Source organism: Mariniphaga sp., from assembly GCF_041687215.1.
Taxonomy (GTDB): Bacteria; Bacteroidota; Bacteroidia; order Bacteroidales; family Prolixibacteraceae; genus Mariniphaga.
Map to the genome: position 1 here is coordinate 53,905 of NZ_JAWLCI010000029.1, position 5,067 is coordinate 58,971.

Consider the following 5,067-nt stretch of genomic DNA (forward strand, 5'->3'; position numbering starts at 1 on the left):
AGAACAGCTCGAGCCTATGGAAGTGGTGCAAAAATACATGAACACCTTCCACCGGAATATGCAGCAATTGAATGTTTTACCTCCAAATATAGAACCACGAGCCTCCGGACATATAATTGAACAACAGCAGTTTATTGATTCTATCCTTAAAAAAGGCTACGCTTATGAAGTGAACGGTTCGGTTTATTTCGATGTGGAAAAATACAACGAAAAGTATCGTTACGGCAAACTTTCGGGCCGGAATCTGGATGATATAAAAACCAATACCCGGCAATTGGAAGGTCAGGATGAAAAGAAAAACCCGTTTGATTTTGCATTATGGAAAAAAGCGACGCCGGAACATATTATGCGCTGGCCATCGAAATGGAGCGACGGTTACCCGGGCTGGCATCTCGAATGTTCAACCATGAGTACAAAATATTTGGGCGAAGTGTTTGATATTCACGGTGGAGGAATGGATCTTGCTTTTCCGCACCACGAATGTGAAATTGCACAATCCACAGCCAGTCAGGGAATAGAGGCGGTTCGCTATTGGATGCACAACAACATGATTACCATCAGCGGACAAAAAATGGCCCGTTCACTGGGAAATTTTATAACCCTTGACGAACTTTTTTCAGGAAAACACGAGATGCTGGAAAAAGCATATTCCCCAATGACTATCCGGTTTTTTATTTTGCAGGCGCATTACCGCAGCACTATTGATTTTTCCAACGAAGCACTTCAGGCCTCGGAGAAAGGTTTGGAACGGCTTTTTACCGCTTTGGAAACGCTGGAAAAACTGCCGGTATCAGAACAATCAACGGTGGATGTGTCCGGGTTGAAAGAAAAATGCTTTGTGGCATTGAATGACGATTTAAACAGCGCCGTAGCCATTGCGCATTTATTTGATGGTGCAAGGATGATTAATTCCATAAAAGCCAGTCAGGAAAAAATTGCCGATTCAGATTTGAAGGATTTGAAATCATTTTTCCATACCGTTGTTTTTGAAATTCTGGGATTGAAATCCGAATCTGCTTCAGGTAAGGAAAAAGGAAGTGAAATAATCGACAAGGTGATTGATTTGGTGCTGAACCTGAGGCAGGAAGCTAAATTACGTAAAGACTGGGCAACTGCCGATAAAATCCGCAATGAACTGAATGCGCTGGGTGTTGAAATAAAAGACTCCAAAGAAGGATTTGAATGGAGTCTGAAATAAAAAAACCTCTCCCGACCTCTCCAAAGGAGAGGAGTAAGATGGCTGCTTTAAGAAAATTTTATGCCATATTTCAAAAACTTGGAAAGTAAAATTGATAATAAAAGAATTTAAAAACTAATAATTTTAATCCCCCTTTGGGGGAAAATAGGGGACTTATTTATGTTTTCAGGAATTATTGAAGAATTTGGAACGGTAACCGCCATAGAAAAAGAGAAAGAGAATGTACATTTTACGCTCACCTGTTCGTTTGCCGGTGAGTTGAAAGTGGACCAGAGTCTGTCGCACAACGGGGTTTGTTTAACCGTGGTGGAGGTGAACAAGGAAGCCAAAACCTATAAAGTGACTGCTATTAAAGAGACGTTGCTGAAGTCGAACCTTGGTTTGCTTGAAGTGGGCGATAAAGTTAACCTGGAGCGCAGCATGGTGATGAACGGTCGCCTCGACGGACACATTGTTCAGGGACATGTGGACCAAACCGCTGTGTGCACCAAAGTGGAAGAAGCCGACGGAAGCTGGTATTACACTTTTGAATACGATTTTGATATTGAAAAAGCACGACAAGGTTACATGACAGTGGAAAAAGGCTCGGTGTCTGTAAACGGGGTGAGCCTTACCGTGGTAAACTCGAAAGACAATTCATTTCAGGTGGCGATTATTCCTTTTACTTACGACGTGACGAATTTCCACACGTTTAAAGAAGGAACTGTTGTGAACCTGGAATTCGATATCATTGGAAAATACCTGAGCAAGCTGAATACTTACACAAAATAACATTTGTTGTTTAATGCTATCCGGCATTTTCTGAAACAAAATCCCACGAATGGTGTTTTGTTCATACAGATTTTGTAGTTTTAAAGAAACATTTTTGTATGAACAAAATAGCATTAATTACAGGCGCATCAAAAAGGGTTGGAAAAGCGTTGGCGGAACATTTGGCCGCTCAGGGCTGGAGTATTATTATTCATTTTAATTCATCTGAAAAACCGGCAGAAGAGCTTGAAAATGAACTTCGCAAAAAATATCCCCAACAAAAATTTGGAAGAGCAAAAGCAAATTTGGCAAACGAAAGTGAGGTGGAAAGAGTAATTCCGCTTGTGGTTTCGGAATTTGGTCCTTTTGATTTACTGGTGAACAATGCTTCGGTTTTTAATCCGGGCTATCTGAAAGGAACGGACAAAAAACTGTTTGACAGTCAGATAAACGTAAATCTGAAAGCCCCGTTTTTGCTGATGCGTGATTTTGCCAACCATTGCAAAAATGGCAACATCATCAATTTTGTGGATACGCGGATTACTTCAAACAAATCAAATTTTGCCGCCTATTCGCTTTCCAAAAAAGGACTTTGGGAGCTGACCAAAATGGCAGCGCTGGAATTTGCCCCCGAAATCAGGGTGAATGCCATCGCACCGGGAGTATCGCTTCCTCCGGAAGATAAAAATGAAAATTACCTTTGGAATCTGGCTGAAAATATTCCCATGAAAAAACCTGGCGGTTTGGAACCAATTCTGAATAGTCTTGATTTTATATTGGAAAACGATCACCTCACCGGGCAACTGTTGTTTGCAGATGGCGGTGAAAATCTGGGTCAAAACGCTTAAACTTCTCAATATGGCACGAATAAAAGTTAAAAACCTGTTACTGCGTACTTACATTGGGTTCAATCCTGAAGAACTGGTAAACAAGCAGGACGTTGTTATCAATTTCGAAATTGAAACCGAAATTTCGCATCAGGCACTTGAGGTAGATGAACCGGTTGACATTCTGGATTACAAAACCATCACCAAAAAAGTGATTGCCCTGGTGCAGGACGGGCGGTTCAAGTTGCTGGAAGTTCTTACCCAAAAAATTCTCGACCTCATTCTGGAAGATAAAAAAGCAAAATGGGCGAGGGTGGAAGTGGACAAACCTCATGCACTGCGTTTTGCCGAATCGGTTTCGCTGGTCATGGAAAGGAGTCAACAAAGTCATACTATGACTCAAAGTCATGGCATGACTTGAGTACAAAAACCAGTAATACCAATCATAGTATGACTTCAAGTCATGCTATGACTTATTTTATTTTGCATCTTTTAAATCTTATTATTTTAGTTATGAATGTTGATTCAGGTTACTTTTATCATATTTATAACCGGGGAAATAACAGTCAGAAAATTTTTTACGAAAGTGAAAATTACCTTTTTTTTCTCCGTAAAATGAAAGAACATATTTCTCCATACGCTTCAATCATTGCCTGGTGTCTAATGCCGAATCATTTTCACTGGGTTGTTTTTGTTCATAAAACAACAATTGAGATTCAGGAGAAGCAGAATCCCAAACATACTATGACTCAAAGTCATGGTTTGACTGTGGCTGAGAACAGCAATCAAAAAACCAAACAAAGAACTTTTAATTATTCGATTGGTATTCTTTTGCGTTCCTACACCCGTGCAATCCAGAAAAAGGAAAAATTTTCAGGTTCTCTTTTTCAGCAACATACCGGTATTAAGCTTTTAAAAGATGAAATTAAAATTGAACCCGCTTATTGGAATACAGTTTTTGGAACTGTAATTAATATTCCTGAAGGAAAAAGTTACCTGGAAACCTGTATTGAATATGTGCATCAAAATCCGGTTTGTTCTGGGTTGGTGGAAAAAGCTGAAGATTGGGAGTTTTCTTCATTTAAGGATTATTTGGGATTAAGAAAAGGTAAGCTTATTGATTATGAGCTATTAAAAAAAGAAGGCATTTTGCCCCTTGGTTCTGAAGATAAAAATCTTGTTATGTCTTCAAATAATAAACTCGCAGCGAAACCTTTGGGGCATGTCGGGTTTAATGAGGATAGTCATACCATGACTTCAAGTCATAGTATGACAAGTACTGTTATCATCGGCATCGGCTCTAACATCAATGCAGAAGAAAATATTTCAAAAATGCTGGAAGTTTTGGCGAAGCATGTTGAAATTTTAAAGGTTTCATCTTTACTAAAAACCAAACCTATAGGAATTGAAAATCAGCCGGATTTTACCAACGGCGCTGTAAAAATTCAGACCGGTTTGAACATACAAGAATTAAATCAGCTTTTAAAAAAAATTGAAGATCAGTTGGGCAGAGATCGTTCGGCGCCTAAATTCGGACCGCGAACCATCGATCTCGACATTGTGGTTTGGAACGGCGAAATTGTGGATGAGGATTATTACACCCGCGATTTTTTGCAAATAAGTGTTCAGGAAATAAGTTAAGGATGAACCTGTTTTTTACGAAATTTTAGAAACAGTTCATTCAAACCCTTAACTCCATTCACTTCTTCCAAATTGGTTACCACATAATCGGCACCGTTATTTTGTAATTCTTGTACATTTCCTTCTCGTGCAATTCCAAGTGTTAATCCGAAACCGCCTTTTGCACCAGCCTGCACGCCCGAAACGGCATCTTCAACAACTATGGAGTTTTCGGGCTTAACTCCCAGGTTTTCACATGCTGTGGTGAAAATATCGGGTTCGGGTTTTCCCTGCAAGCCAAGTTCAGCAGAAACAACTCCATCAACACGCGTTCCAAACAAATGAAGCAAATCCACTGCCTCCAGCACAGCCTTGCAGTTTTTGCTCGACGAGGCCACTCCCAGCTTAACGCCGGCATCTTTTAATTCAAAAAGTAGCTTTTCAGATGATGGATAAACTTCTGCACCCTCTCGTTTCAGCACTTCGTTAAATGCTTCGTTTTTCCGATTTCCCAATCCGCAAACGGTTTCTTCATCAGTGCTGTCTTCAGGCGAACCCCATGGCAAATCAATCCCGCGCGATTCCAAAAACGAAGCCACTCCTTTGTAACGAGGTTTTCCATCTACATAATTCAGGTAATCGGACTGAGTGAATTCATTAAACGGTTCATTA

At 40.1% G+C, this 5,067-nt stretch carries 6 protein-coding genes; 5 read left to right on the forward strand and 1 reads right to left on the reverse strand.

Annotation, left to right across the window (positions count from 1 at the left end; translation table 11 throughout):
* From cysS to folK, 5 genes are all read left to right on the forward strand, one after another.
* Positions 1-1,198, forward strand: a 1,198-nt coding sequence (gene cysS, locus ACESMA_RS11690) for a cysteine--tRNA ligase (RefSeq protein WP_372949002.1), incomplete at its 5' end; no start/stop codon positions are given.
* A gap of 159 nt (positions 1,199-1,357) precedes the next feature.
* Positions 1,358-1,969, forward strand: a complete 612-nt coding sequence (locus ACESMA_RS11695) for a riboflavin synthase (protein WP_372949003.1) — start codon at positions 1,358-1,360, stop codon at positions 1,967-1,969.
* 98 nt (positions 1,970-2,067) lie between these two features.
* A complete protein-coding gene (locus ACESMA_RS11700) occupies positions 2,068-2,796 on the forward strand; it encodes an SDR family NAD(P)-dependent oxidoreductase (protein ID WP_372949004.1) in 729 nt (242 codons plus the stop codon).
* Between the two features lie 10 nt (positions 2,797-2,806).
* Positions 2,807-3,196: a dihydroneopterin aldolase gene (locus ACESMA_RS11705; RefSeq protein WP_372949005.1), complete on the forward strand. Its 390-nt coding sequence runs from the start codon at positions 2,807-2,809 to the stop codon at positions 3,194-3,196.
* Positions 3,197-3,390: 194 nt separating this feature from the next.
* Positions 3,391-4,416: a 2-amino-4-hydroxy-6-hydroxymethyldihydropteridine diphosphokinase gene (folK, locus tag ACESMA_RS11710; protein WP_372949006.1), complete on the forward strand. Its 1,026-nt coding sequence runs from the start codon at positions 3,391-3,393 to the stop codon at positions 4,414-4,416.
* On the opposite strand, the gene ACESMA_RS11715 is transcribed toward folK, so the two are convergent.
* Positions 4,413-5,067: HAD family hydrolase (locus ACESMA_RS11715; RefSeq protein ID WP_372949007.1), on the reverse strand; the 655-nt coding region annotated here is incomplete at its 5' end. The genes folK and ACESMA_RS11715 overlap by 4 nt on opposite strands.